22 protein-coding genes are annotated in these 24816 nt (G+C 59.3%); 12 read left to right on the plus strand and 10 right to left on the minus strand.

Translation table 11 applies throughout. The features are described from left to right. Complete coding sequence (gene pabB, locus ACTG1P_RS02190; RefSeq protein ID WP_440002272.1) at positions 1–1284, minus strand: aminodeoxychorismate synthase component I; 1284 nt, start codon at positions 1282–1284, stop codon at positions 1–3. 294 nt (positions 1285–1578) lie between these two features. On the opposite strand from pabB, the gene ACTG1P_RS02195 reads away from it, so the two are divergent. Beyond that, positions 1579–3105 carry a fumarate hydratase gene (locus ACTG1P_RS02195; protein WP_440000364.1) on the plus strand — a complete coding sequence of 509 codons (1527 nt, stop codon included), beginning with the start codon at positions 1579–1581 and terminating at the stop codon, positions 3103–3105. A gap of 203 nt (positions 3106–3308) precedes the next feature. Here ACTG1P_RS02195 and ACTG1P_RS02200 read toward each other — a convergent pair whose 3' ends face one another. Continuing rightward, positions 3309–3887, minus strand: coding sequence for a PhnA domain-containing protein (locus tag ACTG1P_RS02200; protein WP_005333203.1), 579 nt, complete (start codon positions 3885–3887; stop codon positions 3309–3311). Between the two features lie 183 nt (positions 3888–4070). Here ACTG1P_RS02200 and ACTG1P_RS02205 point away from each other — a divergent pair, with 183 nt between their 5' ends. The 4 genes from ACTG1P_RS02205 (at position 4071) to ACTG1P_RS02220 (ending at position 8555) form a co-directional block, all read left to right on the plus strand. Next, positions 4071–5291: a methyltransferase gene (locus ACTG1P_RS02205; protein WP_278166502.1), complete on the plus strand. Its 1221-nt coding sequence runs from the start codon at positions 4071–4073 to the stop codon at positions 5289–5291. 307 nt (positions 5292–5598) lie between these two features. Next, positions 5599–7062, plus strand: a complete 1464-nt coding sequence (locus ACTG1P_RS02210; protein WP_440000365.1) for a chitinase — start codon at positions 5599–5601, stop codon at positions 7060–7062. A 467-nt stretch (positions 7063–7529) separates the two neighbouring features. After that, entirely contained in the window at positions 7530–7916 is a 387-nt protein-coding gene (locus ACTG1P_RS02215; RefSeq protein WP_440000366.1) for a GFA family protein, read from the plus strand. A 30-nt stretch (positions 7917–7946) separates the two neighbouring features. Beyond that, positions 7947–8555 carry a histidine phosphatase family protein gene (locus ACTG1P_RS02220; protein ID WP_440000367.1) on the plus strand — a complete coding sequence of 203 codons (609 nt, stop codon included), beginning with the start codon at positions 7947–7949 and terminating at the stop codon, positions 8553–8555. A gap of 126 nt (positions 8556–8681) precedes the next feature. Here ACTG1P_RS02220 and ACTG1P_RS02225 read toward each other — a convergent pair whose 3' ends face one another. Beyond that, positions 8682–9977, minus strand: a complete 1296-nt coding sequence (locus ACTG1P_RS02225; RefSeq protein ID WP_108541404.1) for a sensor domain-containing diguanylate cyclase — start codon at positions 9975–9977, stop codon at positions 8682–8684. Between the two features lie 57 nt (positions 9978–10034). Further along, the gene (gene smrB, locus ACTG1P_RS02230; protein ID WP_440000368.1) at positions 10035–10559 is read right to left on the minus strand and encodes an endonuclease SmrB; all 525 of its coding nucleotides are present in this window, start codon (positions 10557–10559) and stop codon (positions 10035–10037) included. Positions 10560–10641: 82 nt separating this feature from the next. On the opposite strand from smrB, the gene prmB reads away from it, so the two are divergent. Both prmB and aroC read left to right on the plus strand, forming a co-directional pair. Further along, positions 10642–11577 (plus strand): 50S ribosomal protein L3 N(5)-glutamine methyltransferase, encoded by a 936-nt coding sequence (gene prmB / locus ACTG1P_RS02235; protein ID WP_058051987.1) that lies wholly within the window; start codon positions 10642–10644, stop codon positions 11575–11577. Positions 11578–11589: 12 nt separating this feature from the next. Continuing rightward, positions 11590–12678, plus strand: a complete 1089-nt coding sequence (aroC, locus tag ACTG1P_RS02240) for a chorismate synthase (protein WP_440000369.1) — start codon at positions 11590–11592, stop codon at positions 12676–12678. Positions 12679–12789: 111 nt separating this feature from the next. On the opposite strand, the gene ACTG1P_RS02245 is transcribed toward aroC, so the two are convergent. Continuing rightward, complete coding sequence (locus ACTG1P_RS02245) at positions 12790–13620, minus strand: substrate-binding periplasmic protein (RefSeq protein WP_440000370.1); 831 nt, start codon at positions 13618–13620, stop codon at positions 12790–12792. A gap of 348 nt (positions 13621–13968) precedes the next feature. On the opposite strand from ACTG1P_RS02245, the gene ACTG1P_RS02250 reads away from it, so the two are divergent. After that, positions 13969–15369, plus strand: a complete 1401-nt coding sequence (locus tag ACTG1P_RS02250) for a DEAD/DEAH box helicase (RefSeq protein ID WP_440000371.1) — start codon at positions 13969–13971, stop codon at positions 15367–15369. 119 nt (positions 15370–15488) lie between these two features. Here ACTG1P_RS02250 and ACTG1P_RS02255 read toward each other — a convergent pair whose 3' ends face one another. Further along, complete coding sequence (locus ACTG1P_RS02255) at positions 15489–15671, minus strand: hypothetical protein (RefSeq protein WP_440000372.1); 183 nt, start codon at positions 15669–15671, stop codon at positions 15489–15491. Positions 15672–15703: 32 nt separating this feature from the next. On the opposite strand from ACTG1P_RS02255, the gene ACTG1P_RS02260 reads away from it, so the two are divergent. Further along, entirely contained in the window at positions 15704–16078 is a 375-nt protein-coding gene (locus tag ACTG1P_RS02260; RefSeq protein WP_440000373.1) for a hypothetical protein, read from the plus strand. 176 nt (positions 16079–16254) lie between these two features. Here ACTG1P_RS02260 and ACTG1P_RS02265 read toward each other — a convergent pair whose 3' ends face one another. The 4 genes from ACTG1P_RS02265 to cra all read right to left on the minus strand — a co-directional run bounded on the left by ACTG1P_RS02265 (position 16255) and on the right by cra (position 20432). Further along, complete coding sequence (locus ACTG1P_RS02265; RefSeq protein ID WP_005333192.1) at positions 16255–16641, minus strand: MAPEG family protein; 387 nt, start codon at positions 16639–16641, stop codon at positions 16255–16257. 220 nt (positions 16642–16861) lie between these two features. After that, entirely contained in the window at positions 16862–17419 is a 558-nt protein-coding gene (locus ACTG1P_RS02270; protein WP_139459267.1) for a hypothetical protein, read from the minus strand. Between the two features lie 262 nt (positions 17420–17681). Next, complete coding sequence (locus tag ACTG1P_RS02275) at positions 17682–18875, minus strand: aromatic amino acid transport family protein (protein ID WP_440000374.1); 1194 nt, start codon at positions 18873–18875, stop codon at positions 17682–17684. A gap of 570 nt (positions 18876–19445) precedes the next feature. Beyond that, positions 19446–20432 carry a catabolite repressor/activator gene (cra, locus tag ACTG1P_RS02280; RefSeq protein WP_440000375.1) on the minus strand — a complete coding sequence of 329 codons (987 nt, stop codon included), beginning with the start codon at positions 20430–20432 and terminating at the stop codon, positions 19446–19448. A gap of 296 nt (positions 20433–20728) precedes the next feature. On the opposite strand from cra, the gene fruB reads away from it, so the two are divergent. From fruB to fruA, 3 genes are read left to right on the plus strand one after another with little or no spacing between them, the layout of a single operon-like run. Then, complete coding sequence (gene fruB / locus ACTG1P_RS02285) at positions 20729–21829, plus strand: fused PTS fructose transporter subunit IIA/HPr protein (RefSeq protein ID WP_440000376.1); 1101 nt, start codon at positions 20729–20731, stop codon at positions 21827–21829. Then, on the plus strand, positions 21829–22818 hold the full coding sequence (gene pfkB / locus ACTG1P_RS02290) for a 1-phosphofructokinase (protein ID WP_440000377.1): 990 nt from the start codon (positions 21829–21831) through the stop codon (positions 22816–22818). Before fruB ends, pfkB begins: the two co-directional genes overlap by 1 nt. After that, entirely contained in the window at positions 22815–24539 is a 1725-nt protein-coding gene (gene fruA / locus ACTG1P_RS02295; protein WP_440000378.1) for a PTS fructose transporter subunit IIBC, read from the plus strand. Before pfkB ends, fruA begins: the two co-directional genes overlap by 4 nt. Positions 24540–24816: the final 277 nt, after the last annotated feature.

Raw genomic sequence — 24816 nt, forward strand, 5'->3', positions numbered from 1 at the left:
TTACAGCGCCGACAGCGGCGGCAGGATGCGGGCAACCTTGTCATAGGTCTCCTGATATTCGCTGTCGGCATCGGAGTCGGCGATGATGCCGCCACCGGCCCAGCAGTGCAGGCGACCCGCTTCGGCGATCAGGGTACGAATGCAGATGCTGGTATCCATCCGGCCATGCTGGCTGAGATAGCCGATGCTGCCGCAATAGGCGTTGCGGCGCTGGGGCTCCAGCTCTTCGATGATCTCCATGGCGCGGATCTTGGGGGCGCCGGTGATGGAACCACCCGGGAAACAGGCCCGCAGCAGATCGACTCCTTTCCAGCGTGCATCCAGCTCACCGTGGATGGTGGAGACCAGATGATGTACCGCCGGAAACGACTCCACCGCAAAGAGATGAGGCACGCTGACCGAGCCCGGCCGGCTGACCCGACCGATGTCGTTGCGCAGCAGATCAACGATCATCAGATTCTCTGATCTGTCCTTGTCCGCCTGCGCCAGCTCCCGCGCGACTTGTCGATCGATGGCCGGATCGGGGTGGCGAGGGCGAGTGCCTTTGATGGGTTTGGTTTCGATATGACGGCCATCAAGCAGCAGGAACCGCTCGGGAGAGAGGCTCAGCAGCGCGCTCTCCGGCAGGCGGATAAAGGCAGAGAAGGGGGCCTTGTTGGCGGTTGCCAGCAGGCAATAGGCCTGCCACTCATCCCCCTGATAGGGGGCGCTGAAACGCTGGGTCAGGTTGATCTGGTAGCAATCCCCCGCAGCGAGGTATTCCTGAATGCGGGCAAACTTCTCGCCATACTCGGCACGGCTCATATTGCTCTGCCACGACCCCTGCAAGGCAAAAGTGGGGGCCGGTTTGGCCTGCTGCTGTTCAAGCCAGGCCAGCCGCTTGGCAAGGCCTGCTTCATTCCCCCAGTGCACCAGTTGCCAGTCGCCGGTCGCCACATTGCGCAGCAGCGCCCAGTCGTAGATGCCCACCGCCATGTCCGGCACCGCGATATCGGCGGCGGCCTGCACTGGCAGTCGCTCGAAGCGGCGGCCGAGATCATAGCCAAACAGGCCGAGGGCGCCACCAATAAAGGGCAGGTGAGTGGCGCACAGTTCCAGCTCCCCCAGCAGCTGTTGCTGGGTATGGGCCAGCAGAGCGAGGGGATCTTCGTGGTGTTCGCTGATATTCACCCCGACATGCAGAGTGGTCACCTCGCCGCGGGTTTCGAGGGTCGCCAGCGGATCGGCAGTGATGATATCAAAGCCGTTATCAGCGCCGAGTGGCCCCGCCGATTCCAGCAACATGGCCCACGGCTGATGTTGCAGGCGGGCAAAAAGCTGATGGAGTTCAGCACTGTGGTCTAGATGATGGATATGAAGTGTTGGCGTCATTTTATGTTACACAGGCAACAGTTTGGTTCCCGAACCCTAGTCGGTGCTGGTGGGCAAGCGTATCATAGGTGTCGGTGACTTAAGAAAAAACTGCCGTGTCGTTCGTTTTTTGCTGGTTGATAGTTTTTAGCCAGCACGTCAGCACGGCCCATCATATGGAAGCCCTTGCCCTGCTCCGTGGCAGAGACAAGGACCAGTGAGGATGATATGAGCATTATAAAAAAACAGGATTTCATCGATTCTATCGCAGATGCCCTCCAGTACATCTCCTATTACCACCCGTTGGATTTTGTTCAGGCTGCCAAAGCGGCGTATGACCGTGAGGCCAACCCGGCCGCCAAAGATGCGCTGGCCCAGATCCTGATCAACTCCCGCATGTCCGCCGAAGGTCATCGTCCGCTCTGCCAGGACACAGGCATCGTGACCTGTTTCGTCAAAATTGGCATGCAAGTCCAGTGGGACAGCGACATGACGGTGCAGGAGATGGTGGACGAAGGGACCCGTCGTGCCTACACCAATCCTGACAACCCGCTGCGCGCCTCCGTGCTGGCCGATCCGGCTGGCAGTCGCAAGAATACCAAAGACAACGCCCCTGCCGTGGTCCATATCGACATGATCCCCGGCAACAAGGTGGAAGTGAGCATCGCGGCCAAAGGCGGCGGCTCCGAGAACAAATCCAAGATGGTGATGCTCAACCCCTCTGACGATATCGTCGAGTGGGTGCTGAAAACCGTGCCGACCATGGGCGCAGGCTGGTGCCCGCCCGGCATGCTGGGCATCGGCATCGGCGGTACCGCCGAGAAAGCCGCGGTACTGGCCAAAGAGGCCCTGATGGAGCACATCGACATTCAGGAGCTGATCGCCCGTGGCCCGCAAACCACCGAAGAGAAGCTGCGGGTCGAGCTCTACGACAAGGTCAACAAGCTGGGGATCGGTGCCCAGGGGTTGGGCGGCCTCACTACCGTGTTGGATGTGAAGGTTAAATCTGCGCCGACTCACGCCGCCTCCAAGCCGGTGGTGATGATCCCCAACTGCGCCGCCACCCGTCACGTTCACTTCGAGCTGGATGGTTCAGGCCCCGCCGAGCTGACGCCGCCGAAACTGAGCGACTGGCCGGAGATCACCCGTGAAGCGGGTGGCAACGTGCGCCGCGTCAACGTTGATGGCATCACCAAGGCCGAGCTGGCCAGCTGGAAGAGCGGTGATACCGTACTGCTCTCCGGCAAGATCCTCACCGGTCGCGACGCCGCCCACAAGCGCATCGCCGACATGTTGAAAAATGGTGAAGGGCTGCCGGAAGGGGTCGATTTCACCAACCGCTTTATCTATTACGTTGGCCCGGTCGATGCGGTGCGTGACGAAGTGGTTGGCCCGGCGGGCCCCACCACCTCCACCCGTATGGACAAGTTCACCGACATGATGCTGGGTGAAACTGGCCTTATCGGCATGATCGGCAAGTCCGAGCGTGGTTCGAAAACCGTCGAGAGCATCAAGCAGCACAAGGCCGTCTATCTGATGGCCGTCGGCGGCGCCGCCTATCTGGTGGCCAAGGCTATCAAGAAGGCCCGCGTGGTAGCTTTTGCCGATCTCGGCATGGAAGCGATCTACGAGTTTGAAGTGGAAGATATGCCGGTGACCGTTGCGGTCGACTCCGAAGGCAACAATATCCACGAAACCGGCCCTGCCTACTGGTCTGCGAAAATTGCAGAGCTGGACGGCAAGCTCTCCTCCTGAGTGACCGTTTCCGCTGCCGGTTAACGGCATCGGCCATGTAAACAAGGCGCGTCCATCCGGATGCGCCTTTTAGCTTTGGCTCGTCTGTTATGGGCTCAAGTTGGCCGTTTGCGGCAAGCGGGCATAAAAAAGGATGGCGCCACGCCATCCTTTTTCGTTGTGCTTGTGCTCTGGCAGCAGACAGCAGAGCAATCGCCCTTGGCTTAGGCCTTTTTCAGGTAGGCCGCAACCAGCACGATCTGCACGCCGTTGACCTTGCCTTCGATATGGAGCGGGTTGTTGGTCAGACGGATGCCCTTGACCAGGGTGCCGCGCTTGGCGGTGAAACCGGCGCCTTTCACGTCCAGATCCTTGATCAGGGTGACGGAGTCGCCCTCTTGCAGCACGGCGCCGTTGGAGTCAACGGTCGGTACGCTGTCGTCATCTTCGTCAGCAATACCAGCTTCAGCCCAGGCCTTGGCTTCGTCTTCCATGTACATCATATCCAGCAGATCCTGAGCCCACACCTCACCCTTGCCGGAGAGTGCTTTCAGCTGGCGCCATGCCATCACCTGCACCGCAGGCACCTGGCTCCACATGCTGTCACTCAGGCAACGCCAGTGGTTCACCACCAGGGTATCCGGTTGTTCCAGCTGACCACGGCAGGTGTCACAGATAGCAACGCTGTGATCATCGTCGCTGGCGGGGGAGTGAGGCACCACGAAGGCGGTCAGCGCCTGCTCGGCGCTGCACAGTTCACACTTGGCGCCCGCGCGCGCTTGCAGAATGGCGTTGATGGTCATGTTGTTGGTCCCATAGCTAGTGTAAAGCGACCCGCGTTGGGCGGGGCGCGTGAAAGAGGGGGCGGATTATAGCATAAAACCCCGCACTTTGTCAGGTCTGCCCTGGGTTACAGGGTGGGTGGTGGTGTTGCGCGGCGCTGATCGTCAGGTATTGAGAGTGCAATTTGAAGCGGGATCGCTAGAATGAGCCTCCTTTTTGACTGCAAGGCAGGGGCATTCGTGCTGGCTCAACGTTTTCAACAACTGGATCGACTGCTCACCCGCTACCGATGCTGGTGGCAATATCAGCCATATCATCATTTGACCATGGCCTTTGCCGATGAGGCGCCCGAACTGGCGGCGTTGCTCAATGGGCTGACGCTGACCCAGTTGGCGGAGCTCGATGCGGATATGGATGCCCTCAGCAGTCTGCTTGCCCCCTGGATTGCCGAGGGAGCCGAGCTGCAGCAACTCAGCCAGCTTGCTCCGTTTACCCCTGAGCCCATCACTTGCAGCAAGGAGATGGCGCTGCATATGCCGGGGCGCAAGCAGGCCCAGATCGAGTCGTTCACCGCCTGTTTGCCGGCCCATCAGGGCCCCTATCTGGAGTGGTGTGCCGGCAAGGGGCATCTTGGTCGGCTGGTGTCACTTCATCGACAGGCTCCGATCCTCAGTCTGGAGTTGCAAGAGCAGCTTTGTGACGAAGGTCGGCTGCTGGCCGAGCGGGATGGTGCCAATATGACCTTTACCTGCGCCGATGCCTTTGCCCCCGAATCGGCGGCGCTGATCGCCCCCGAACACCATGCCATGGCACTCCATGCCTGCGGTGAGCTTCACACCCATCTGCTGGAACGGGTAGCCGAGCGCAGTGCCAGCGGAGTGACTATCTCTCCCTGCTGTTATCACCTGATCCGCACCAGCCACTATCGCCCGCTGTCGGCCGCGGCCAATGCCAGCGAGCTGGTGTTGAGCAAAGCGGATCTGAAGTTGCCGCTACAGGAGACGGTGACCGGCGGTGCGCGGATCGCCCGCCTGCGCGAGCAGGAAGTGGTGTGGCGGCTCGGGTTTGACTGTCTGCAGCGTCAAGTGCGCGGGGTGGATGAGTATCTGCCGGTGCCCAATATGCAAAAGAGCCTGCTGACCGGCACGTTTGAGGCATTCTGCGTTTGGGCTTCCGAGCGCAAAGGGATAGTGCTGCCCGCCGGGCTCGACTACTCCGCCTGGTTGGAACACGGGGAGCGCCGCTTTGGTGATGTCGCCCGCATGGAGCTGGTGCGCCACCTGTTTCGCCGTCCCCTCGAGATCTGGCTGGCGCTGGATCGCGCGCTCTTTTTGCAAGAGCAGGGCTATCGGGTCGAAGTGGGGGAGTTTTGTGCCAAACCCATGACCCCGCGCAATATCCTGATCCGCGCCGTGCGTGCCTGACATCCGGCTATTTTGAGCATTTTTCTTGAACATTGATGATGGCTGACAGGTTGAGCCTGTCAGCCATTTTTTCCATCACGAATAATGAATAGATAGCAGATCACCTGGCCGTCTCAATCGACCCAAAAATGGGCGACAGATCACGCTTTGGTGTGTTCGTTTGGGTTCTTTTTCTTTGTTTCAGTTGCACTGAGTATCACAAGGTGAAATGGCTCACAAATTCCGTTTATTCCTTAATTCTCATCGTGAAATTAGTCATTAAAACACCTACTCTTGGAGCGCATTAATTGAAACAAGGACGATAAACATGTTCAAACCCAAGCGTTGTGCCTGGTTGATTGCGGCTGTCTGTGCATTGCCAAGTTATAGTGCAATGAGCGCAACCATGAATATTCAACCCGATTCGCAAAATGCGGGAGGATATGTGATTGCGGCACCGGATCTGGCTGCCGTGGAAAAGGCCAAGACGGCCAATCCCATGTATGCAATTTGGGCCAAGGCGTTGGCGACCCGCTCCAATAAAATTGTCGATGCGATTGAACCGGGGCAGGCAAGCAACCCTGACAACGTAAAACGGGTTGAACGGGTATTTCCCCAGTCGGAATGGAATTATTTAACCCAAATGGCAGCGCCGGAATACACCTATGTCCGGTTCTTGCGTGCAATCGGTAAATTCCCGGCATTTTGTGGCGAATATACTGACGGGCGCGATTCCGATGCGATCTGTAAAAAATCCATCGTGACCGCCTTTGCCCACTTCTCTCAGGAGACGGGGGGCCATATTGCCAAGGAGAACGTCTCCGATAACCCGCTGGGGTTGGAGGAGTGGCAGCAAGCGCTGGTGCATGTGCGGGAGATGGGCTGGTCAGAGGGACAGACCGGTTATACCACCGGCTGTGGCCAGAACGACTGGCAGAACAAGAAGTGGTCCTGCAGTACCGGACAAGGTTACTTTGGCCGCGGTGCCAAGCAGCTCTCCTACCACTTCAACTACGGCGCCTTCTCCGAGGCGATGTTCGATGGCGATGCCTCAGTGCTGCTCAACAACCCGGGGCTGGTGGCGGACTCCTGGCTCAACCTTGCCTCGGCCATCTGGTTCTTCCTGACCCCGCAGGCCCCGAAGCCCGCCATGCTGCACGTAATTGATCGCACTTGGGTACCTTCCAAACGGGAAGTGGATGCCGGTATCGGCTATGGCTTTGGTACCACCATCAACGTCATCAACGGGGGTATCGAGTGTGGTGAACAGAACAAGGACAAGGGGCAGCCGGTCAATCGAATTCGCTACTGGGAAGGGCTGGCCAACCACTACCAGATCCCGATCAAGGCGGATGAGAAGAACACCTGCTGGCAGCAGACCCCCTATGGCAGCCTCAATCTCAACGGCGCCACCGACGTGCTCTACACCAACTGGGATGGCAACTGGAAATACTACCCGGATCGCCCGGGCGGTTACTCCTTCGAGTGCGAGCTGGTAGGCTTCCAGACCGCTTATTCCGCGCTGGTTCCGGGTGATTACGAGAAGTGTGTGACCAACTTCTACGGCTCCCACGCCAACTGGCCGAAAGTGCGGATCGTCGCCAAGCTCGATCCCGCCCCAGTCGATCCGGTTGACCCGCCGGTTGATGGTCAGCCTGCCTGGGAGGCCAGCAAGGTCTATACCGCTGGCAACAAGGTGAGCTACAAGGGCGCCGTCTATCAGGCCAAATGGTGGACGCAGGGGGATGATCCCGCCAAAGGTGGCCCCTGGGTTGTAGTTCCTGACAAATAAGATGGCGTAATTTAACTCCCAAAGAGGAGAGGGGGATAACTCCTTCTCCTCGTTAATTATCAACAGTGCATCACTGAATATTATCTTGTATTTTCAATGGTGCTTATGTTCTAACTGATAAGGTGAGTTTTTATCTGAAAATTGAAATAAAATAGTGTTGAATCAACGTTGAGAATGAAATTTATATTCAGGTTCGTTAGACCCCATAAACTAGCGTCTTCTGATGATCGTAGCGCGCTACTTGCTAATTCATTTTCCACCATAAAATGAAACCTCTCATTGCGAATATGAGGAGTATCTTCTCTATTGGTAAACTGTCATTTATCACCTGAAATGGTGAGGTATTGCTATATCACTCAGCTTTATCTCGGTACATTGTCGCTTATTCCCTTGAGAAAATAGATGTAAACGGCCGGTTTATATTGGTAATCTCTTTGGCTTGTACAAAATTGCAACGAGGGGGCAAGATGAAGGGGGGTTGTCATTGCGGAGCGATCCGTTATGAGGTGCTGACTGCACCTTTTTCGGCCGATTTTTGTCACTGTCGGGATTGCCAGCGCACCACGGGTGCACCGGTCGGGGCCTGGATGGACTTTCACGCCGAACAGGTGCAGTGGTTATGCGGCAAACCGACCGAGTATGCGTCTTCAGATTTTATCCGACGGGGATTTTGCGCCGAGTGTGGCTCCACCCTCACGTATCACAGCACCCAGTACCCTGAGTACCTCACGTTGGCTATCGCCTCTCTCGATAATCCAGAGGCCGTTGCGCCAACCTACCACATCCATACCGACAGCCAACTGCCCTGGTTGCCGATCCAGGACGAGCATCCCCGTTATCGCAAAGGGAAGTAAAACCAGGTAGCCCCAGCAAAGGATGTCGGCATGGAGCTGGTAGTTATCCGCCATGGCGAGACGCAGGCCAATGCGGAAGGGCGTTATCAGGGCGCGCTGGATATCGGGCTCAATAACGATGGCGTGCTCCAGATATCTTGTCTGGCTGAGAAGGTAGCTGTGACAGCGCCGCCGTTCGAGCGGCTGCTGGCATCTCCCCTGCTGCGAACAAGGGAGAGCGCTGCCATCTTGTCTCGTCAGCTGGGATTGCCTGTGGAGCTTGTACCAGCCTTTCGTGAGCGGGATGTCGGCCTGTTTGAAGGGCTGACACAGGTAGAGGCGAGAACACGCTATCCCGAACTGTGGGCGCGCAATATCACCCGGCGCTGGGCTGACGCTCCTCCCGGTGGTGAGACCATTGATGAGGTGATTGCCCGGGTCTCGCAGGGACTCACGGAACTTGCTTCGACCATGCAAGGGGAGCGGATACTGCTGGTGGCGCATGGAGTGGTCGCCAAGGTGATCCGCGCCGTAATGATTGCCGGATTTGATGACATCTTCGAGTGGCAATTGCCCAACAGTGGCATGCTGTCGGTGAGGCTCTCTCAGGCTGATGGTGGCCCACTGCGCTTTAGCCGTCCCCTTGATGGTTGTGATTGAAAAGTGCACCAAAAGCAGGACGAAAAAAGCGCTACCGAAGAGAGTAGCGCTGTCTTTTGTATTCGTTGCGGTTGGTTATCTCTGCAGGCACAGGTTAGCAGTGTCACCAGAGGGCAGGGAGGGCCATCAGGTCGGCTCCGGCTCCTCTTTGCGGCAGCAGTTGCGCCCCTGCTTTTTGGCCAGATAGAGGGCGGTGTCGGCCCGTCTAACCATCTTCTCTACAGTGTCATGGCTGCCCTTGCTGGCGCTGATCCCGATACTGATGGTGAGGGAGATCTCAAGAGCCCCCTCCAGTGCATGGTGCTGGGATTCGATGGCGAGCCTGATCCGCTCGGCACTGGCCCAGGCGAGTTCGAGGGAGGTTTCCGGCAGCAGCACGATAAACTCCTCGCCACCCCAGCGCCCCAGCATGTCCACCTCCCGCAACTGTTTGCTGATCCGTTTCACCAGACTCAGGATCGCCTGATCCCCCTGCTGGTGGCCAAAGGTATCGTTGACTTCCTTGAAGTGGTCGATATCGATCAGCAGCAGGCTCATGGTATGGCCAAAACGCTGGCAGCGTTGCATCTCGGCGTTGACCAGCTCGTTGAAGCGGCGCCGGTTGGCAATGCCGGTCAGGGGATCCGTGGTGGCGGCGACCTTCAACTCCTCCACCAGTCGGGCTCGCTCAGAGATATCCCGCAAGATGGCGGTCATCTCGGTGGTCGGGCCCAGATTGATCTTGGCAATGGTCACCTCCAGCGGAAATTCGCTGCCGTCCCGGCGCAGCCCCATCACCGAGGCGCGGGCATGCATCGGGCGCGAATTGATGGGGGAGCTGCTGAAGGCTTTGAAATAGGTCTCGTGATTGGCGCGAAAACGCTGTGGCAGCAGGGTTTCCAGCCGCTTGCCGAGATAGCTCTCGTCGATGCCGAACATCTCGCAGGCAGCGGTATTGATAAGCTCGATGCGTGACTCGCTGCTGACACTGATGATGCCGTCATAGGCGGAGTTGACCACTGCCTCGAAGCGGCGGCGACTGGTGGTGAGCGCCTCTTCCAGCTGCATCCTGGCGGTGATGTCGATGGCGGTGACGATGATCCGGGTGATCCGTGCCTGCTCGGGGATGATGGGGGAGAGAATAAAGCGCCACCAACTGGTGCGCGACAGGCTGTCGATGGGCAGCTCGCTCTCGAGCCCGGTCTGCATGCGCACACATTCGTGCATTGGCGGCTCGATGGTATTGGTGATGTAGCGGGGAAACATCTCGCTCAGCTGCTTGCCAATGCTGCCAAGGACATCCAGCTCGAACGCCTTGGCAAAGGTATCGTTGGCAGAGACCAGCACAAAGTGATCATCCTTGTCGAGGCTGAACACCGCCACGGCAGCGCCGATGGCGTCGAGGGATGACTTTATGTCGGCATGGGAACCCTGTGTAAACATGCGACCTCCACGGCGAATAACACATTGATATTCAGTATAGTGTGGTCGTTTGGCTAACTACTCTTCGATATCCAGCAACACCAGAATGGCGCTGTCGCCGCCCCATTCGCGGGGGGCCTGATGGAAGGCGCGCACATTGGGGTGCTGGGCCAGCCAGCTGGGAATGCGCTGCTTGAGAATATGTTTACCGATGCCGTGCATCACCGACGCGACGTGAATGTTCTCTTTCTGGCAGAGGGTGAGCAGAGCGGCCAGTTCCTGTTTTGCCTGCTGCTGGTTCATACCGTGCAGATCCAGGTAGATCTCCGGCGGATAAATGCCCCGCTTGAGCTTTTTCAGCTCAAATTTTGACACATCTTCCCGCACGTAACGGGTCGGCCCATCGTCGTCGAGATGGGGCTGATACTCATCGCTGAAATAGTGGTCAACCCCATGCTTTTCGCGGGTTTCGCGCAATTCGCGTTTCTGCTTGACCGGGCGTAACTCGGCCCTTATGGTATCTTGCTTGATTTTCCGGGTACCTTTTATCGCATCGCGGAACAGCAGGGTTTCCTCGTCTGTCGGTGAGGGCGTTTTTTTCATCAGATGCTCATGTATTAGGTATGCGTCTTGCCCGCAACGTAAACGGGGCTCGGGCCGGATATTACTCGACTTGGAGGTGGATTTGGACAAGATATTTATCGATGAGGTGGTTGCCGAGATGCACACCATCCAGGACATGTTGCGTTGGGCCATGAGTCGTTTCAACGACGCCGGGATTTTTTACGGTCATGGAACCGACAACGCCTGGGATGAAGCTGTGCAGCTGGTACTGCCCGCGTTACATCTGCCACCGGATGTAGACCCGGCCATGCGCCACTCCCGTCTCACCAGCAGCGAGCGTCACCGCATCGCAGAGCTGATTATCCGCCGCGTACAGGAGCGGGTTCCGGCCGCCTATCTGACCAACAAGGCCTGGTATGCCGGTTGGGAGTTCTACGTGGACGAGCGGGTGCTCATTCCCCGTTCCCCCATTGCCGAGATGGTGGCCAACCGTTTCGCGCCCTTCCTCAAACATGAACCGACCCGGATCATGGACCTGTGCACTGGCTCCGGCTGTATCGCCATCATCATGGCTCACGAGTTCCCGGAAGCGGAAGTGGATGCCATCGATATCAGCGTCGATGCGCTGAACGTGGCTGAGCGCAACATCAACGATCACGGGCTGGAGCAGCAGGTCATTCCGATCCGCTCCGATCTGTTCCGCGATCTGCCAGCGGGCGACAAGTACGATCTCATCGTCTCCAATCCGCCCTATGTGGACTCCGAAGATATGTCGGATCTGCCGGACGAGTTCCGTCACGAGCCCGAGCTGGCGCTGGCGTCCGGCTCCGATGGTCTCAAGCTGACCAAGCGTCTGCTGGCCCATGCGGCAGATTTCCTCAAGGATAACGGCGTGCTGGTGGTCGAAGTGGGCAACAGCATGATCCATCTGGAAGCCCAGTTCCCAGAGATCCCCTTTACCTGGGTTGAATTCGAAAACGGCGGTCACGGCGTCTTTGTAATGACCCGTGACGAGCTGGTGCAGTATCAGGATCATTTCGCCATCTACAAGAACTAAGCAGGAGCGCGCATGGCAGGGAACAGTTTTGGTCAACTCTTTCGGGTCACCACCTTTGGCGAGAGTCACGGCCTGGCGCTGGGCGCCGTGGTCGATGGTTGCCCGCCGGGGCTGGAGATAAGCGAAGCGGATCTGCAGGGGGATCTGGATCGGCGCAAGCCGGGCACTTCCCGCTACACCACGCCGCGCCGTGAGCCGGACGAGGTGAAGATCCTCTCCGGAGTGTTCGAGGGCAAGACCACCGGTACCTCCATCGGGCTGCTCATCGAGAACACCGATCAGCGCTCTAAGGATTACTCCGATATCAAGGATCTGTTCCGGCCGGGTCACGCTGACTACACCTACCACCAAAAGTATGGTCAGCGGGACTATCGCGGCGGTGGTCGCTCCTCCGCCCGCGAAACCGCGATGCGGGTAGCGGCGGGTGCGATCGCCAAGAAGTACCTGAAACAGGTGCATGACATCGAGATCACCGGTTTTCTCTCCCAGCTCGGCCCCATCAAGGCTGAGGCGTTTGACGCGGCGCAGATCGAGCAGAATCCCTTCTTCTTCCCCGATGCGGGCAAGCTGGAAGAACTGGATCAATACATGCGTGACTTGAAAAAAGAGGGCAACAGTATCGGTGCCAAGGTGCAGGTCATTGCGCGCAATGTGCCGGTGGGCCTGGGTGAGCCGGTGTTTGATCGCCTCGACGCCGACATTGCCCACGCCATGATGGGCATCAATGCGGTGAAAGGGGTGGAGATCGGCGATGGCTTTGCGGTGGTGGAGCAAAAAGGCTCCGAGCATCGTGACGAGATGACCCCGGCAGGCTTTGCCAGCAACCATGCGGGTGGCATTCTGGGCGGCATCTCATCTGGGCAGGATATCGTGGTGAGCATGGCGCTCAAACCGACGTCCAGCATCACTGTGCCGGGCAAGACCATCAATACTGAAGGCGAGGCTATCGAGATGATCACCAAGGGTCGTCACGATCCTTGTGTCGGCATCCGCGCCGTGCCCATCGCCGAAGCCATGCTGGCGCTGGTGTTGATGGATCACCTGCTGCGTCATCGTGCCCAGAATCAGGGGGTGTTGACTCATACCCCGCTGCTGCGCTGATCGCTGTTGCTGCTCATCGACTGATCGCTCCCTGTTTGGGGAACAAGTTCGACAATACCAAAAAGGCGACCTTCGGGTCGCCTTTGCTATTTCAGGTGACGGCTTATCCCGTCAATGCTTGCGGAGGGTGCGGGTCAGCAGATCCGCAGCGCCAGGATCGGCATTGAGGCGACAGCTGGGGGGCGAGAACTTGCCATAGGTTTTGGGCATGGCGTGGATCACCTCGTTGATCTTGAGGAGCTGCGCGTCGTTCACGCTGTTTTTGGCAAACATCAGGCTGACCGGCTGGTGGTGCAGCAATAACTGGCAGCTGATAAACCCTTCGGCCCCCAGTTGGGCCAGCCGGTAGCGGGCATATTGCCACTCCATGATGATGCCATCGAGGCGGCGGGCCAGCAGCAGATCGATCATCCGCTCATCGGCGTTGTATTCGGTCGCCATTTTAAGCGCTGGGCAGCTATCCATCTGATGCATGGGGCGAGTACCGCGCAACTTGCCTATCTTGAGCCCTTTCTCGTTGCACAACGCGGGCAGATCATCGAGCTGTGCCCAGCGATCCTGATGGCCGGGGATAGGGTCATTGCTCAGCAGCACATAGGCGCTCTGGCGGTAGGGGGTCGAGAAGCGGGCATAGCTCTGGCGCTCCGGCAGGGGGAGGGCGGCCATCGCGACATCCAGCTGATCGTGTTCTACCAGATGGAGCGCCCGCGCCCAGGGAAGCTCGCGAAACTTGGGGGCAAAGCCCGCTTGGGTGAGGATCTGGCGGGTCAGGCTGACATCCAGCCCATCCAGCTCACCCCGGTTATTGATTTGGCTGAAGGGGGGCCAGTGACTCCAGGCCACGGTCAGGGTCTGACTGGCCTGCAGCACAGGGCTTAGCAGCAGAAGCAGCAGGCCAATCCTTGCCTGCCAGCTGCCGCGGGGACGATATGGCGTGGTCATAGCTAAACCTCGTTATTGTGTTCTTCTATCCCGTGCGTTTGCCTCGCGAGCCATGCCTGCGAGGGCTGATATTGTGTTGCCAGTTAATAGTGTGGTGCGTGCTACATCAATCAACGGGATTATTCGGGGGGCAGGAGGGGGATTTTCTGTTCGTGCTGGGAGGAGCATCACATTTTTCTCGTTTATCCCGGACAACTCCGTTAGACTGCGCCTCTATTCTTTCCCCTTTGCTCTGCTCCCCGGGGAAATCGTTGTTTTCTCAATAGGCCCAGATCTTGTGAGATGGCATCGGCTCAGCAGAGGAGCCCCACCACAAATCCCCGGCGCCCCTATCTCTAGCAGGTAATTATGAGTTTTACTTCCCTCGGTTTGGCCGAACCCTTGTTGCGTGCCGTTGCCGAACAAGGCTACGACACCCCGTCTCCCATTCAGCAACAAGCGATCCCCGCCGTTCTGGCTGGCCGCGATCTGATGGCGGCGGCCCAAACAGGGACCGGCAAGACCGCAGGCTTTACCCTGCCGATGCTGCAACGTCTGATGGAGAGCAAGCGCAAGGTTTCTCCGAACCGCATTCGTGCGCTGGTGCTGACCCCGACTCGCGAGCTGGCCGCCCAGGTGGGCGAGAGCGTGCGTAACTACGGCAAACACCTACCAATGCGCAGCCACGTCGTCTTCGGCGGCGTCAGCATCAATCCGCAGATGATGGCGACTCGCCGTGGTCTGGACGTGCTGGTGGCCTGTCCCGGCCGCCTGATGGATCTTTACAACCAGAACGCCGTCAAGTTCGACGAGGTGGAGATCCTGGTACTGGACGAAGCGGACCGCATGCTCGACATGGGCTTTATCCGCGACATCCGCCGTATCCTGGCTCTGATGCCGAAGAAGCGTCAGAACCTGCTCTTCTCCGCGACTTTCGCCGACGAGATCCGCGAACTGGCCACTGGTCTGCTGGATAACCCGGCGGTGATCGAAGTCGCCCCGCGCAACAGCACTGCCGAGCGTATCGAGCAGCTGGTGCACCCGTGCGACAAGGCCAACAAGATCGCGCTGCTGAGTCATCTGGTCACCAGCAACAACTGGCAGCAGGTACTGGTGTTCACCCGTACCAAGCACATGGCTAACCGCGTTGCCGAGACCCTCGACAAGAACGGCGTCAGTGCTGCCGCCATCCACGGCAACAAGAGCCAGGGTGCCCGTACTCGCGCGCTGGCCGGTTTCAAGGATGGTAGCGTCAAGGTGCTGGTGGCGACCGACATCGCCGCCCGTGGTCTGGACATCGACAAGTTGCCGCAAGTGGTCAACTTCGAGTTGCCCAACGTGGCGGAAGATTACGTTCACCGTATCGGTCGTACCGGCCGTGCTGGCGCTGCCGGTCACGCCATCTCCCTGGTCGCGGCCGATGAAGGCAAGCTTATCAAGGCGATCGAGCGTCTGACCAAGCAGAACATTCCGTGCGAGCAGGTGGCCGGTTTTGAAGCCTCCCGCGAGACACTCGATAACATCAGCCGTGGTATCGGCGCGCCGCTGCGCAAAGAGCCCCGTGATCCGAGCGAGCAGCGCCGTGCGCCGCGTCCGCAAGGTCAAGGCCAGCGTCAAGGGGCCGGTCGTTCCGCCGCCAATGGCAATGCGGGTGGTGCCCGTACCGGTAACGGTGGCAAGCCCAAGCCGCAAGGTGGTCAGCGTCCGGCTGATGGCGCTGGCAAACCGGCTCAGGCCCGTCGTCCACGTCGCTCTACCCACAACCAGTAAGCGCCTCGGGAGCTTGACTCCCCAGCTATGCGGTTGACTGAAAAAGCCCTGACAATCTGGCAGGGCTTTTTGTTTTTTAAGCCATGTAATCGGCACTGTGTGGTACTGCGAGAACCGCACTAGATGGCCGAAAAATACTGCTTTTGCATCGCCAGCCAGCGGCCGTTATTGATAAAAGCCAGCTGTACCTTGAGCAGGGCCGCAATTTCCGCGCGGTGCTTTTTATCGAGGTAGAGAAAGACCTGCTCTTTGGTGATCTTCTGCCAAGGGGACGCCAGTGCAGGTTGAGAGGCGGCGCGCATCTGATGACCCAGTCCACTTTTCCTCTGTGCAGTTGGGCAAGCCCCTGCTTCTCATCGTTCAACCAGATGACCTGATAGTTGCCGAGGAAGCGTTCGCACCACTGGATGCCACGCAGGCAGCCAATCACGGTACCCCTGGCGGGGGGCCAGCTCGGGTTATCCCTTGGCTGACCATAAATCGCTGCCTCCGAGATGGGGGCACCGATCTGAAGCAAGTGGGGATAGGTCTGATCAAAGCCCTTGAGCCGGGCTATATCGCCATCGACGGCATGGTCTGCTTCAATCAACTTTTCGCAGCGGGCATAGGTGCAGGGGATCAACTGAAAGTCGATGCCGGCCCGGCCAAACCAGTCATGAATAAAAGGGCGCAATATCGCAGTGTGCTCGACCGCTGCCGCCAGCTTTAGCGGGGTTGCGTGGGCAACGTGAGTCAGCCCGACAAGCAGTAACCAGCCAATCCACTTCATATCGCACTCCTGAATCGGGCTTGTTTAAGCAGCACTGTTGCGACTATCTGTGCAGTGAAGAATAGCCGATAGGGATGGCTGCCAGACCGCTTCGCCAGCTATTCGTGACGGCCGGGTCAGGGGAGCAGCGCCGTGATCAGGATATGGGCCGCGCTCACCAGGATCACCGTGAAGGTCAGCCCCATTCCCACAACCCGATAACGGAAGTTCTCCGGCGTGCGGCTCATGCCAAATGCATGGCAGAGGCGGCCAAGCAGCAAGGCGCTCCCCAGCAGATGGATAAGCCAGGGGGTCTGGTTGCCGGTTTCGACGAAATAGATGAGCAGCAGGGCGAGGGGGACATACTCGGCAAAGTTGGCGTGTACCCGCATGGCGCGCAACATGGCGGGGTCATCCCCATGCCCCAGCGCCACCTTGCGGCTATGTCGGGTGCGAATGGTTCGAATGCTCAGCAACACAAACAGCAGGGCGAGCAGGGCCGCGTAAACAGGCAGTATGGTCATGGTATCTGGCTCCTTGTGTGATGATAACGAGGGGCTGGAGTTGAGAGACGCGATATTGCTCGGTATCTCAATGGCTTGCCTTGAGGGTAGCAGCAAACTGCCTTAGCACGACCGTCATCCACTCACTCGCCATCTGCCAAGCGCAGGCGCAAAACAAACAGCCCTGCCGAGGTGGCAGGGCTGTATTTTGACCGTGTTGATGGTGGGCTGCGCCCCGCCATTACCCCTCGTAAGGGAGGGAGGAGTGGTGTAGCACGATACGCACCTTGCCATCATCCCCCTTCTTGAAACCCCAGGTCTTGTCGACTGTAGTCTCCTTGTTGTCGCGATCCACCAGATGCACCTTGCCCATGGTCAGCGCCATGTCGCCGTTGATATAGACGGCGGCATTGTCATAGCGATAGCTCTGCCAGTTTTTCAGGGCGAACCCTTTGTCGGTGGGGTAGGCGCTGTTGTTGCCGACAAAGTAGGCCAGCGCCCCCTCGCGGTTGGTGCGAAAGGTCTGCTCGCCACCGGCGAGGGTGGGTTTGAACAGCACCGGCCCCTGCTGGTAGCCATAGGCGCTGTCGAGCACCGACTCGGCAGTCGCCTTGGCGCGCTCAATCCCACCGGCGCGATAGTCATCGCTGATCTTGATGAGCGCCGCGCCCCAACCATCCTGCGCGGCCTTGATCTCCGCCTCGGTAATATTGTTGTTGGTGATTTCGGCTGCGCTGAGTGCGCCGCTGGCGGCAAGCAGGACGAGGGCAAGGGTGCTCTTCTTGAGGTGCAACATCATTGTTTTCTAACTCCTGATAGCGATAAACGAGCGGGCAGTGTAGCGAAGAGGCATGAACGGTTTTTGAACTGATTATTCAGGGTTGGGTAGTAAAAAGGGCGGTATATAGCTGAAGGTTTGGGTGTTTGTTTGGTAAGGAGCGCTGTCTTAATTAATGGCGGATGCCTGTATCCAACTTGATTTCTTTTCCAACAAAAAGCCCCGCCAATCTGATTGGCGGGGCTTTTGCTATTTGGAGTGGAGCATTGAATCGCGGCAAGGGTTAGAGCGCAGGCAGCATTCCAAGGCTGACGCTGACCTGTACGCCGACAATCAGCACGCCCATGGCGGCGGCCAGCCCCAGTGCCACTACGCCACCCGGGGCGCGGTAGTGGTGGGCGGGGGCCTGTTTGCGGCTCTGCCACACCAGCGCCACCGGCAGCAGTACCGCGAGGATCGCCAGCGCAATGGCGGCGTAGCCCAGCGCCATGATAAAGCCCTGCGGGAAGTAGAGGGCAAACAGCAATGGCGGCACGAAGGTGATAAGGCCAGTCTGGGTGCGGCCCTGCCAGTTGTCCTTGCGGCGGGTTACCTTGGCCATAAAGTCGAACAGCCCCAGCGTTACCCCGAGGAAGGAGGTGGCGAGCGCCAGATCGGCAAACAGGTGCATCGCCTGATTAAACGCAGGCCAGCTCACCAGCTTGCCGACGTTGGCCAGCAGGCTGTCCAGCGCGCCGCCGGTTTGCAGCAGGGCTTGCTGGCCGAGCAGACCGAGGATCGCCACCTGCCACAGCACGTAGAGGATCAGCGGCAGGGCAGAGCCCCAGACAAATACCCGGCGCAACTGTTTTGGGCAGTCACCGAGGTAGAGCATCACGCTCGGAATGGAGCCGTGAAAGCCGAACGAGGTGAAGATCACCGGCAGGCCCGCCAGCAACAGGCCCTGACCCAGCGGCATCGAGAGCAGATGTTGCCCCTCGGCGCGCGGCAGCAGCAACGCCAGCACTACCACCATGATCACCAGTTTGACAGTGAACATCAGCCGGTTGAGGTAATCCACCGAGCGGGTGCCGACACAGACCATGCCGCCAAACAGCAGGGTAAAGGCCCATGCCGCCTGCTCCTGGCTGAGGGTCATGCCCGCATCGGCCAGCGCCTGTGCCAGCAGGCTGCTGCCGCCGCTGATGTAGGCGGAGGCGAGCGAGTAGAACAGCATCAGGATACAGAAGGAGGCGATGCGCTTGCCCCAGGGGCCGAGCAGATGATCCGCCAGCTGGTGCAGGTACCACTTGCCGGTGTTGAGGCTCGCTTCCACTTGCAGCATGGCGGTGAAGGCCATCAGGGCCCACAGACCGACCATCAGCATCAGGGTGGCGGGGCCGCCGAGGGAGGAGGAGGCCAGCGGCAGGGCCAGCATGCCGGCACCTATGGTGGTGCCGGCAATCAACAGGGTACAACCCAGGGTTTTGGTATTCATGTTATCCATCCGAACGTAGCGGTGTCAGTGCAAACAGGCGATGTCAGCAGTGACGTCAACAAGAGGGGGCCGATTGGCGTTATCAGAAGGTGCCTCCGGTGATAGGGCCGGAGGCTAGCAATATCGGAACGGGAACATCTGTACCTAAAACCTGTCACTTGTAAAAGATGGTTGCCACGTTAGCGGATCAAAATAGCGGAAACAACCCCTTTCATACGGATCTTGTGCTGGCTTGTGGCAATAAGTGGAAATAAATGATGACAGTGGTGGCTAATTGCAGAAAAAAGCACCGAAAAAACGACTGGCAAGGGGGCTAATAGATACAGACAAGCCAAGTAGCAGCAGCACAGATAGGGGAGCGGGGAGGGGCTTGTATTGACGTTGGTGTGGCGTTGAGGGGCAAAAGGGGTTTGGAGACCGGCTGTTTAGTCGGTCAGACGGGTAGAGAAAGCAGAGCGAGCGGGCAGGGTTGTGGGGAGAAGCAATAAGGCTGCCGATGCTGGCAGCCTTATTGTCATCTGTTCTTTTTGCCCACCCATTGCCAGCAAACCGGGTCTGCTGCTGAGCGGGTTAGCGGCGGCGCTTGAGGGTGCGGCTTACATAGTGCAGCCCGCTCTGGTATTCGCCATTGACCGCCTTGAGCGCCAACTCCAGCGCCTGGCTCGCCAGCGCATCGTGCTGTTGGGGCAGGGAGTTGATGCCAAAGGGGAGGAAGTCGAGCAGCCGATCGTCGCCGAAGGTGGCCATGGCAAGCTGGCTCATATCGATCTCTTGTTCCAACAGGTAGTCGAGTACCCCTTCCATCAGGATATAGGAGGTAGTGATCAGCGCCTCGGGCAGCTGACCCAACTGCTGGTGCAGATCCTTGATCAGGCGATACCCCTCAAGGCGGGAGAAGTGGCCCCCCTCGCACAGGTGGCGAGCCGCACTGTGACTGGCGACCGCCTGTTCGAAACCGGCTTTGCGCTCCTGGCTGATCGTGAGTGCTGGCAGCGCGGTGATCAAGGCGATATGGCGCAAGGTAGGGGTGAGCAGGGAACTGGTGAGATCGAAGCTCGCCTTCTCGTTTTCACTGGCGACGGTGACGAACTTGTCGGCGGCCATCGCGCGGTCGATGGCGAGGATCTGGCTGCCTTGCGCCTGCAATTTGCCGTAGAAGGGGTCGTCCGGTGGCAGGCAGCTGGCCACCAGCAGGGCGTCCACATGGCGGCTCACCAGCATCTGGGCCAGCTCTTTTTCGGTAGCGGGCTCATCCTCCGAGCAGACGATCAGCAGCTGATATCCTTGCGCCCGAGCCCCCTGTTCCAGCCGTTTGGCCAGCTTGGCGTAACTGGCGTTCTCAAGGTCGGGCAGGATAAAGCCGAGGGTTTTGGTCTGGCCGCCGCGCAGGGAGGCAGCGCGGCTGTCTGGCTGGTAGTTGTGGGCGGTGACGACGGCCATCACCTTGTCGCGGGTCGCCTGACTGATGCGGTATTGGTCGGCCTTGCCATTGATCACATAGCTTGCCGTGGTGCGCGAGACACCGGCGAGGGCGGCGATTTCATCCAGTTTCATCATATTGGCTCTGTTTGAGTTGCAAGGCCCACGGTCACTGCCGGGTGAGGGCACCGAAAAGTGTGCGCGGGATCATATCATTGAAAAGCACTCTTTGTGGGTACTTGATCAATTCGCTGAAACGATTCAGTCTGAGTGTAAGTGAAACGATTCAGCCTGTCAGCAACGAAGAGACCCAGTGGCCTGAAAATCGGGCCCCGATCACAGTGAACCGTGTTCGGGTCTATTGTCAGCTGGCGAGTTATCCGAATGTTCAATTGTGACGTACCGGCGCGGCCGGAACCTGATGGAGAGTCTCTATGTTGAAGTTGGCGCGAGAGCAGATCTTGCTGGGACAGTCGGTGGCGACCAAGTCGGACGCCATTGCCCTGCTGGCAGGTAAACTGACCGAAGCCGGTCTGGTGGAAGCGGGCTATGTGGATGGCATGCTGGCCCGCGAGGCGCAGCATGCCACCTATCTTGGCAGCGGCATCGCCATTCCCCACGGCACCACCGATTCCCGTCATCTGGTTAAGTGCACCGGCGTCATGGTGGCCCAGTTCCCCAATGGTATCGAGTGGGATGAGGGGCAGATCGCCTATGTCGCCATCGGCATTGCCGCCAAGTCGGACGAGCATCTGGGCATTTTGCGCCAGCTCACCCATGTGCTGGGTGACGAGCAGGCGGCAGCCCAGCTCAGAGAGGCCACCGATGCCGACACCATCATCAATATCCTGACCGGCACCACTGCCGCCAAAGAGGTGCAATACCTGAGCCTGGCTGACTTCCCGGCCGATGATCGCGACCAACTGCTGCTGGGCGCGGCCGCCCGCGCCAAATCGGCGGGCTGGGGCGATGCCGCCATGGTGAGCGCGCTGCTGGCAAGCGATCCCGCCTATCTGGGCGAGGGCGTCTGGCTTGCCCGCGCGCAAGCGGCCCAGACCGGTTGGGTGCTGGCCACCCCGAGTAGCGCCCTTACGGCAGGGGAGCTGCCGGTCAGCGCCCTGCTGCTGCTGTGCGCCGCAGATAGCAGCCATCTGCCGCAACTGGAGAATCTGGCCAAACTGGCGGCTGCCGGTCTGCTGGCGACGCTGGCAGGCGGCGAGGGGCTGGCCATGTTGCAGGCGGGGCCCGCGAGCGGTCTTTCCGAAACCTTCACCATCATCAACCCTCACGGGTTGCATGCCCGTCCCGGTGCCATGCTGGTCAAGGTGGCCAAAGAGTTTGAATCAGATATCCGGGTTGCCAATCTGGATGGCAGCGGCGAGGCGGTCTCCGCCAAGAGCCTGATGAAGGTGATCGGCCTTGGGGTCAAGTGCGGGCACCGTCTGGCATTTCGCGCCGAAGGGGCTGATGCCGAAGCCGCCCTCAAGGGGATCGGTGAGGCCATCGCCGCTGGTCTCGGCGAGGGGGCGCATTGATGAAGATTGTCACCATTACCCTCAACCCCGCCCTTGATCTCACCACCCGTCTCGAGGCGATGAGCCTTGGCGAGGTGAATCTGGTGAGTGAGGCCAACCTGCGCGCGGCGGGCAAGGGGATCAACGTCGCCATGGTGCTCAAAGACTTGGGCCGCGAGGTGGGCGTGACCGGCTGGCTGGGCGCTGACAATGCGCAGAGCTTTGTCTCCCTGTTTGCAGAGCGAGCGCTGGATGATCACTTTGTCCGTGTCGCGGGCAGCACCCGCATCAACGTCAAGATCTCCGAGCAATCCGGTCGGGTCACCGATCTCAACCTGCCGGGGCTCACCATCCAGCAAGGGGAGGTGAACGCCCTAGAGCAGGCCATCGACCAATTGGCCCCTCACGCCGACTGGTTCGTGCTGGCGGGCAGCCTGCCCAAAGGGGTGGCCCCCGATTACTGCGCCCATCTGATCCGTCTGCTCAAGGCCAAGGGCAAGCAGGTGATCTTCGATTGCAGCGGTGCGGCGTTAAGCGAAGGGATCAAGGCGGTGCCGACCCTGGTCAAACCCAATCTGGAGGAGCTGAGCCAGTGGGCTGGCCGCCCCATCAAGACCCTGAGCGAGCAGGCCGAGTGTACCCGCGCGCTGCAGGCCAGCGGGATCCCCAACGTGGTGATCTCCAACGGTGCCGATGGCCTCATCTGGTTTGCCCCGGATGCAGTTTGGCAAGCCATTCCGCCGCGGATGCAGGTAGTCAGCACGGTCGGTGCGGGCGACTCGCTGGTCGCCGGTCTCGCCCATGGTCTCAGCCTTGACTGGGCGCCGGAGCAGACCCTGCGGCTGGCCACCGCCGTCTCGGCATTGGCGGTCAGTCAGGTGGCGGTCGGCTTTGACGATATCAATGTGCTCAACCCTTTACTTGAACAGGTGCGCGTAGAGCGTCTGGATGCGCTGGTACCGGTTCAGTGCCATACCCCCTCAATGGAAAACTCAGGAGATGCCCAATGAAAGCAATCTTGGTTACGGCTTGCCCGGCGGGCATTGCCACCAGCTTTCTCGCTGCAAAACGGATAGAACAGCAGGCCAAACTGGCTGGCTGGGAACTCACCCTCGACGTCGGCTCCAGCGTGCAACCGCGCCAGATCCCCTCAAAAGAGCAGATTGCTGCGGCCGACCTGGTGCTGGTCGTCGCCAGTGCTCCGGTGGATCTCGCTGCCTATGATGGCAAGCGGGTCTATCAGGGCAGCATGGATCTCGCCCTGCAGGATCCGGCAGCCTTGCTGGAAGCAGCCGCCAGCGGCGCCAGCGTCTATCGTCATCAAGCCGCTCCCACCGCAGCTAAACCCGCCGCCGCTGGCAAGCGTATTGTGGCGGTGACCGCCTGCCCGACCGGGGTGGCCCACACCTTTATGTCGGCAGAAGCGCTGGAGACCATGGCCAAACAGCTGGGCTATCAGATCCGCGTCGAGACCCAAGGCTCGGTCGGTGCCCAGAATGCCCTGACTGCCGAAGAGATTGCATCCGCTGATCTGGTGTTCCTCGCCACCGACATCGAGGTGGACATGGCCCGTTTTGACGGCAAGCCGGTCTATCGCACCAGCACCGGTGCGGCGCTGAAGAAAACCCGTGCCGAGCTCGACAAGGCGTGGACTGAGGCGAAAACCTATCGCCACAGCGGTGCCAGCCAACCCAAGAAAGAGGAAAAAGCTGGCCCCTACAAGCACCTGCTGACCGGGGTCTCCTTCATGCTGCCGATGGTGGTGGCGGGCGGCCTGATTATCGCGCTCTCGTTCGTGTTCGGGATTGAGGCGTTCAAGGTGGAAGGCACTCTGGCCGCCGCTCTGATGAAGATCGGTGGTGGCTCAGCCTTCGCCCTGATGATCCCGGTGCTGGCAGGTTACATTGCCTACTCCATCGCTGACCGCCCGGGCCTCGCCCCCGGCATGATTGGCGGCATGCTGGCAAGCTCGCTGGGCGCCGGTTTCCTCGGCGGTATCGTCGCCGGTTTCCTGGCCGGTTACAGCGCCAAGTACCTGAGTGACAAGGTGCGCCTGCCGATGACCCTGGAAGCGCTCAAGCCCATCCTGATCATTCCGCTCTTTGCCAGCCTCTTTACCGGTCTGGTTATGATCTACGTCGTCGGTGGCCCGGTGGCCGGCATCATGAATGCCATGACCACCTTCCTCAACAACATGGGCTCTGCCAACGCCGTGCTGCTGGGTGTCATCATCGGTGCCATGATGTGCTTTGACATGGGGGGCCCGGTCAACAAGGCGGCCTACGCCTTCGGGGTCGGCCTGCTGGCCTCCAAAACCTACGCCCCGATGGCTGCGGTGATGGCCGCTGGTATGGTGCCGGCACTGGGTATGGGGATCGCCACCTTCCTGGCCCGCACCAAGTTCATCAAGGCGGAACAGGAAGCGGGCAAAGCCTCCTTCGTACTGGGACTGTGCTTTATCTCCGAGGGTGCCATTCCGTTTGCTGCCAAGGATCCGATGCGGGTCATCCCGGCCTGCATGGTGGGTGGCGCCCTGACCGGTGCGCTCTCCATGCTTTTCGGCTGCGAACTGATGGCCCCCCACGGCGGTCTGTTCGTGTTGTTCATCCCGCACGCCATCAGCAATGTCATGATGTATATCGTGGCGATTGCGGCAGGCTCGCTGCTGACCGGTGTTTCCTACGCCATGCTCAAGCGCGGTGAAGAGCAGGCCAAGCTGGCAACAGCCTGATAGTTAGTTCTCAATAACAGAAGATGTTCAATGCCGTCCGGTTGCAAAGCCGGGCGGCATTTTTATATGCCTTTTAAACAGAATCGTTGAGCAGCGGTTACTGAAGTCTCGTGTATTAGGGCCAGCGTCTTGCTCAGTTTCAACACTTAATTGTGTGGGGCAGGGCCGTAACCAATATCTCGTGCATAGATTGTGCTGCCGCTAGGATAGGAGAGCTGGCTAGCCCCTTGGAAGCAAATCTATACCAACGACAGTTACCTATATGTACATCTGTGTA

Origin of the sequence: Aeromonas sp. 11P, assembly GCF_051920165.1 — a bacterium.
GTDB lineage: Bacteria > Pseudomonadota > Gammaproteobacteria > Enterobacterales > Aeromonadaceae > Aeromonas > Aeromonas veronii.

Bases quoted from the DNA above. Each gene is read 5' to 3' on its own strand.
- ACTG1P_RS02225 (WP_108541404.1), bottom strand. From the start codon at position 9,977: ATGTTTACACAGGGTTCCCATGCCGACATAAAGTCATCCCTCGACGCC.
- pabB (WP_440002272.1), bottom strand. From the start codon at position 1,284: ATGTTGCTGGAATCGGCGGGGCCACTCGGCGCTGATAACGGCTTTGAT.
- ACTG1P_RS02220 (WP_440000367.1), top strand. From the start codon at position 7,947: ATGGAGCTGGTAGTTATCCGCCATGGCGAGACGCAGGCCAATGCGGAA.
- ACTG1P_RS02210 (WP_440000365.1), top strand. From the start codon at position 5,599: ATGTTCAAACCCAAGCGTTGTGCCTGGTTGATTGCGGCTGTCTGTGCA.
- smrB (WP_440000368.1), bottom strand. From the start codon at position 10,559: ATGAAAAAAACGCCCTCACCGACAGACGAGGAAACCCTGCTGTTCCGC.
- cra (WP_440000375.1), bottom strand. From the start codon at position 20,432: ATGATGAAACTGGATGAAATCGCCGCCCTCGCCGGTGTCTCGCGCACC.
- ACTG1P_RS02200 (WP_005333203.1), bottom strand. From the start codon at position 3,887: ATGACCATCAACGCCATTCTGCAAGCGCGCGCGGGCGCCAAGTGTGAA.
- ACTG1P_RS02245 (WP_440000370.1), bottom strand. From the start codon at position 13,620: ATGACCACGCCATATCGTCCCCGCGGCAGCTGGCAGGCAAGGATTGGC.
- ACTG1P_RS02250 (WP_440000371.1), top strand. From the start codon at position 13,969: ATGAGTTTTACTTCCCTCGGTTTGGCCGAACCCTTGTTGCGTGCCGTT.
- fruB (WP_440000376.1), top strand. From the start codon at position 20,729: ATGTTGAAGTTGGCGCGAGAGCAGATCTTGCTGGGACAGTCGGTGGCG.
- ACTG1P_RS02205 (WP_278166502.1), top strand. From the start codon at position 4,071: ATGAGCCTCCTTTTTGACTGCAAGGCAGGGGCATTCGTGCTGGCTCAA.
- ACTG1P_RS02215 (WP_440000366.1), top strand. From the start codon at position 7,530: ATGAAGGGGGGTTGTCATTGCGGAGCGATCCGTTATGAGGTGCTGACT.
- ACTG1P_RS02275 (WP_440000374.1), bottom strand. From the start codon at position 18,875: ATGAATACCAAAACCCTGGGTTGTACCCTGTTGATTGCCGGCACCACC.
- pfkB (WP_440000377.1), top strand. From the start codon at position 21,829: ATGAAGATTGTCACCATTACCCTCAACCCCGCCCTTGATCTCACCACC.
- fruA (WP_440000378.1), top strand. From the start codon at position 22,815: ATGAAAGCAATCTTGGTTACGGCTTGCCCGGCGGGCATTGCCACCAGC.
- ACTG1P_RS02195 (WP_440000364.1), top strand. From the start codon at position 1,579: ATGAGCATTATAAAAAAACAGGATTTCATCGATTCTATCGCAGATGCC.
- ACTG1P_RS02270 (WP_139459267.1), bottom strand. From the start codon at position 17,419: ATGATGTTGCACCTCAAGAAGAGCACCCTTGCCCTCGTCCTGCTTGCC.
- aroC (WP_440000369.1), top strand. From the start codon at position 11,590: ATGGCAGGGAACAGTTTTGGTCAACTCTTTCGGGTCACCACCTTTGGC.
- ACTG1P_RS02255 (WP_440000372.1), bottom strand. From the start codon at position 15,671: ATGCGCGCCGCCTCTCAACCTGCACTGGCGTCCCCTTGGCAGAAGATC.
- ACTG1P_RS02265 (WP_005333192.1), bottom strand. From the start codon at position 16,641: ATGACCATACTGCCTGTTTACGCGGCCCTGCTCGCCCTGCTGTTTGTG.